The organism is Amycolatopsis kentuckyensis (assembly GCF_002155975.1).
GTDB lineage: Bacteria > Actinomycetota > Actinomycetes > Mycobacteriales > Pseudonocardiaceae > Amycolatopsis > Amycolatopsis kentuckyensis.
This window is the reverse complement of sequence record NZ_MUMI01000699.1, coordinates 1-4,875: the sequence shown is the minus strand read 5'-3', so window position 1 is coordinate 4,875 and position 4,875 is coordinate 1. Positions and strand designations below refer to the sequence as shown.

The following is a 4,875-nucleotide window of genomic DNA, read 5'->3' as shown; positions in this document are numbered from 1 at the left end:
GGCGGGCGACCTCCTGGTCCCCGATCAGGCTCAGCACCGTGTCGCGCAACTGGTCCGCGTCGAACCCGTTCTCCGGCAACGTGCGGCCCAGCCCGAGTTTCTCCACCTGGATCCCCGTCATCCGGGCCACCGGGCCGCCCGGAACGGCGACCACCGGGACCGCGGCGCTCAGCGCGTCCGTCACGCTGGAGAGCCCGCCGCGGGTGACCACCGCACTGGCGTGGCCGAGCACGGCCGCGTGCGAAACCCACCGGTACGTCTCGATGTTCGGGGGCAGCTCGCCGAGCGCGGTCACCTCGATGCCGTCGCCGACCGTCAGGACCACGTGGACCGGTGCGTTGCCGAACGCGCGGATGCAGGTGCGGAGCAACGCGGTGTCCCGGCTTTCCGGCGTGTCGAGCGAGACGAGCACCAATGGCCGGCCGTTGGTGCGTTCCTCCCAGCTGGTGAGGGTGTCCCGGCGGTCGACGCACGGGCCGACGAACACGAACCGCTCGTCGAAGCGCTCGGCCGCGGGCTGCAGGGCCTTCGGCACGTACACCAGAGTGCAGTCCTGGACCACGTCCACGAAGGTGGCGAACGGGGTGTCGAGCCCGTGCTTGGCCAGCAGCGCCTCGACCCGGTCCGCCCACGGCCGCAGCTCGGCCCACCGCCGCGCGTCCGGCTCGCCGCCGAACGCGTGCGCGCAGCCGGCTTCCCCGTCCTGCGCGAACACCGTGCAGAGCTGGGTCGCCGGCAAGCCCCATTTGCGTTCCAGGATCCGGCCGGCCGTCCCGCTGCTGAAGTCGTAGGCGATCAGATCCGGCCGGTTGTCACCGTAGGCCGACTCGACCGCCTCGATCACGGCCTCGGAATCGTCGACCCAGCCGACGAGCATCGCCGCCGCGTCGGCGGAGCCGGGTTCGGCGGCCCCGCAAGGAAAGTCCTCGCACACCGGGTCGTACCGCAGCGGAGTGAGCCCGTAGGACTCCACCAGGCCGGCGAACTGGCCGGTGGTGACGAAATCGACGCGGTGCCCCCGCCTGGCCAGTTCCTTGCCGACGACCAGGTGCGGCAGGAGGTGGCCGCGGTCCGGCACACCGATGAACAGGAAATGCCTCGACACTGCGCCGCCCCTCGATCGGCCACCACCCGGCAGCGGCGGACAGCGCGCACTGCCGGGTGTCCCGGATCGTTATAGTGCAGCTTGACATCGAAGGTCAAGTAGTGCGCCGGTCAGGCGGACCGGATTCCCGGCTCCTCGCTGATGAGGCCCAGCCGGACGGCCTGGACGCCGGCCTGGAACCGGCAGGACACGTGGAGCCTCGTCATCAGGTCGGCGACGTGCCTGCGGTAGGTGCGCACCGACAGGCCCAGCTGCCGGGCGGCCGCCTCGTCCTTGCAGCCGTTGCCGAGCAGGGTGAGGACCTTCGCGGTCATCTCGTTGTCCGGCTTGATCCCGTGCGGGCGGAACTTGTGCAGCTCGACCGCTTCGGCCCAGACGACGTCGTACAGGGCGCAGAACCCGCGGACGATTTCCGGGCTGTGCACCGCGAAGATCCTCGGCCGGCCGTAGGCCGCCGTGGTGCGCAGGATCGCCACCTGCCGGTCCAGGATGGTCAGGTCGGGCAGTTTGCGCTGGAACACGCGGACTTCGGCGGTGCGGGCGTCCAGGCCGTCGGGGCGGGCGGTGCCGTCCGGGGCGAGGACCTCTCCCGGGGGTGACAGGGCCTGGACCGTGTTGCCCGTCGGCCAGGGGCCGAGCCGGCGCAGCAGCGCCGGTTGCAGCTCGATCTTCGGCCGGTGGCTCAGCACGGTGGCCAGCCGCACCGGTCTGGTGCGCGAACGGCGCACGAACCAGTCGAGAATCGGTTCCAGTTTTTCGTCGCTCGAATAGGATTCCGCGGCGGGTGACGGGTAGGCCAACCGGGTCTGATAGGTGCTCAACGCGACGTCGAGCATTTGCTGCGCCCGGTCGAGCGCGTGTTCCACCTCGGAATGCTGGCTGACGGTGGAAGTCGTGTCACGCTGTGTGCTTTCGGCCGGCTCGCCGAATCGGCTGTGCCGATCGTCGTACAGTTCGTGAACCGGATGGTTCATCACTTCGGTCATCGTGTTCCCCCAGTTGCTCTCGATGCCGCCTTCGTGTCGGTTTCGCCCCAGCGTCCGGTAGGCGGTGTCAGCAGGTGGACCCCCTTGTCCTCTCGCTAAGATAGTGTGTGTCGCTGGGTGGGGGCTGTGCGAGCGCTGTACGCTCGCTGTACGGTGGGGGTGAGGGTGTGTTCCTGCGTGCCCTTGGGGCGCTCGACATTCGCGGCGGCTCGGAGTGGGTCGGTGTGCGCACCCCCAAACTGCGGGCGTTGCTCGCCATTCTGCTCGTCAATGTCAACAAAGTCGTGTCGGCGGACCATATCATTGCGGAATTGTGGGGCGGTGCTCCGCCGAAGGGTGCGCTCAATCAATTGCACGGATACGTGATGCGATTGCGCCGCCAATTGCAGTGCGCGGAGAGCGTGGTGCTGGAGACCCGGGAACCCGGTTATCAGCTGGTGGTCCCGGAATCCGGCACCGATATCGCGGTGTTCACCGACCGGGTGGACCGCGCGCAGGACGCGCACCGGGCCGGCGACCTCGACCTCGCGGCCGGCCTGCTCCAGCAGGCGCTGGCGCTGTGGCGCGGGTCCGCCTACGCCGACGTGCCGAGCACCGCCGGGGTGGGCGTCGCGGCCGACCGGCTGGAAGAGCAGCGGCTGTCCGCACTGGAACTGTCGGCCGAGGTCGACCTCGACCGCGGGCGGCCCGACCGGGTGATCACGTCGATGCGGGCGCTGGTCGGGGGCCGGCAGATCCGGGAACGCGCGTGGTTCTGCTTCATGCTGGCGCTGTACCGCTGCGGCCGCTCGGCCGATGCGCTGGACGCCTACCAGACCCTGTACGAACGGCTGAGCGGCGAGCTCGGCCTGGAACCGGGGGCTTCGATCAGGGCGCTGCACGGCCGGATCCTCCGGCACGACAGTGAACTGGACACCGTGCTCTGCGCTTCGGCCCGGGGTGTCGGCGAGCCGGTCCACCCGGCGCCGTCGAACCCGGCGCACCGCGACCGCGCCACCTTCACCGGCACGGACGTCCTGGTGCCCCGGCAGCTTCCCGTCGACGTCTGGCGGTTCACCGGCCGGGCCGACCTGCTCGCCGGGATCGAAGCCCTCGCGGCGAACGGTGACGGCCGCATCGGTGTCGTGATCGACGGCATGCCGGGCGTCGGCAAGACCGCGCTGGCCCTGCACGCCGCCCACCGGCTGGCCGACCGGTTCCCGGACGGTCAGCTGTACGTGAACCTGCGTGGCCATTCGGCCCGCGAACGCGTCGAGGACCCGGCCGTCGTGCTGGAGAACCTGCTGCTGGCGCTGGGCGCGTCCGCGCAGGTCATCCCGCCCGGACTGGCTGAACGAGCCGCCCTCTACCGCAGCAGGCTCGCCGGAACGCGCACGCTGATCGTGCTGGACAACGCCGCGACGGAGGCCCAGGTGCGCCCCTTGCTGCCGGCGACACCCGGCTGCTTCGCCGTCGCGACCAGCCGCCGCCGGCTCGGCGGCCTCGACGAGGCGCACCACGTCTCGGTCGACGTGCTGACCGACGCGGAAGCGACCCTGCTGCTGGCGCAGATGATCGGGGACGGCAGGGGAGCGGGTGACCAGGCGCTGCGGGAGCTTGCGCAGCTGTGCGGCCAGTTGCCGCTGGCGCTGCGGATCGCGGCCATGCAGCTGAACAACAGGCCGAAGTGGACTGTCGGCTACCTGGCCGGGCGCCTGCGGGACGGATTCGACCCGATCGGCCACCTCAAGGCGGGCGACCAGGACCTGTCGGCCAGCTTCCTACTCTCCTACGAGCGGTTGCCTGCCCCCGCCCAGTCCGTGTTCCGGCAGCTCGGCCGGTGCCCGGAGACGTTCACCTGCACTTCGGCCGCGACGCTGGCCGGGATGTCGCCCGCCGACATGGATGCCGTGCTGGAACACCTGACGGACGAGCACCTCGTCGAGCAACCCGGCGCGGGCCGTTACCGGCTGCACGTCCTGCTCCGCCGGTTCGCTCGATCACTGGACCAGCCGCGCGGACCGGGTCAGGAGCCGGGCGACGGCCCGGCCCCGGCGAACCGGCGGAGCCGGGTCAGACCGTGCCGCTGAGACGGTAGCCGGGAGCGGCGCCGGTGAGTTCCGGCGCCGCTCCCGATCGCCTTGCCGGCGAACGGATCCGTCAGGCCGGGTCACCGCCCGGGTCGGCCGAGGTCACGATGTCGGCGGGGGAGTTGGGCAGGTGGTGCGGCTTGCGCTCACCGCGGAAGGTGAAGCGGGCCTGGTCGTCCTTGTCTTCGGGGTTGCCGCTCCAGCCTTCGACGTCGACCAGGATGATCTGGCCCGGTTCGACCTCGCCGAAGAGGATCTTCTCCGAGAGCTGGTCTTCGATCTCGCGCTGGATGGTGCGGCGCAGCGGCCGCGCACCGAGCACGGGGTCGAACCCGCGCTTGGCCAGCAACGCCTTGGCCTTGGCGGTGAGTTCCAGCTCCATGTCCTTGGCCTTGAGCTGGGTCTCCACGCGGCCGATCATCAGGTCGACCATCATGATGATCTGTTCCTGGGTCAGCTGGTGGAACACGATGATGTCATCGATCCGGTTCAGGAACTCCGGGCGGAAATGCTTCTTCATTTCCTCGTTGACCTTCTGCTTCATCTTCTCGTACCGGGTGCCGGTGTCGTTGGACCCGGCGAACCCGAGCGAGACGGACTTGGAGATGTCCGAGGTGCCCAGGTTGGACGTGAAGATGAGGACGGTGTTCTTGAAGTCGACCGTGCGGCCCTGACCGTCGGTCAGGCGCCCGTCCTCCAGCACCTGCAGCAGCGT

4 protein-coding genes are annotated in these 4,875 nt (G+C 70.0%); 1 reads left to right on the top strand and 3 read right to left on the bottom strand.

What is annotated here, in order from left to right; genetic code table 11:
- Together CCN39_RS45900 and CCN39_RS51390 are read right to left on the bottom strand one after the other, a co-directional pair.
- Window positions 1–1,105, bottom strand: a 1,105-nt coding sequence (locus CCN39_RS45900; RefSeq protein WP_086853251.1) for a macrolide family glycosyltransferase, incomplete at its 3' end; no start/stop codon positions are given.
- A gap of 110 nt (window positions 1,106–1,215) precedes the next feature.
- Window positions 1,216–1,971 carry a helix-turn-helix transcriptional regulator gene (locus CCN39_RS51390; protein WP_208630673.1) on the bottom strand — a complete coding sequence of 252 codons (756 nt, stop codon included), beginning with the start codon at window positions 1,969–1,971 and terminating at the stop codon, window positions 1,216–1,218.
- Window positions 1,972–2,198: 227 nt separating this feature from the next.
- Here CCN39_RS51390 and CCN39_RS45890 point away from each other — a divergent pair, with 227 nt between their 5' ends.
- Window positions 2,199–4,160 carry a BTAD domain-containing putative transcriptional regulator gene (locus tag CCN39_RS45890; RefSeq protein ID WP_086853249.1) on the top strand — a complete coding sequence of 654 codons (1,962 nt, stop codon included), beginning with the start codon at window positions 2,199–2,201 and terminating at the stop codon, window positions 4,158–4,160.
- A 70-nt stretch (window positions 4,161–4,230) separates the two neighbouring features.
- Here the strand turns inward: CCN39_RS45890 and CCN39_RS45885 are convergent.
- Window positions 4,231–4,875 (bottom strand): ClpB D2-like domain containing protein (locus CCN39_RS45885; RefSeq protein ID WP_143264425.1); only part of this gene is annotated, 645 nt, incomplete at its 5' end.